The organism is Actinospica acidithermotolerans (assembly GCF_018139625.1).
Classification (GTDB): Bacteria; Actinomycetota; Actinomycetes; order Streptomycetales; family Catenulisporaceae; genus Actinospica; species Actinospica acidithermotolerans.
In genome coordinates, this window is the sequence record NZ_JAGSOH010000373.1 from 1 (window position 1) to 426 (window position 426).

Genomic DNA, 426 nt, shown 5'->3' on the forward strand with positions numbered 1-426 from the left:
GTGCGACACCAACGGATTTGATTTCATGATCCCCTATAAATTCAGCAATTTCCTTTTTCAAGTATTGGATACTAGAATTTTGAGTTCTCGCATTGTGCACAAGCTCTAAGCGACCATCGTCTAGTGTACCAATTGGTTTAATTTTCATAAGATTACCAATTAAACCTTTTGTTTTACTAATTCTGCCACCTTTAATTAATTGATTCAATTGCCCTATAACTACAAATAATTTAATGTTTTCTCTTAAATGATTTAACTTATTAACTATTTCAGAAGTTGAGACACCTTCTTTTACAAGCTCTACTAGGTGTTGTATTTGATACCCTAAACCAAAAGAAATAGATTTTGAATCAATAACAGTTACATTAGCATCTACCATTTGACTTGCTTGGTAAGCAGTGTTAAATGTACCACTTAATCCTGAAG

General features: G+C 32.2%; 1 pseudogene. It reads right to left on the reverse strand.

What is annotated here, in order from left to right:
• Nucleotides 1-426, reverse strand: a pseudogene (gene fakB2 / locus KDK95_RS39015) (fatty acid kinase binding subunit FakB2); the annotation flags it as partial.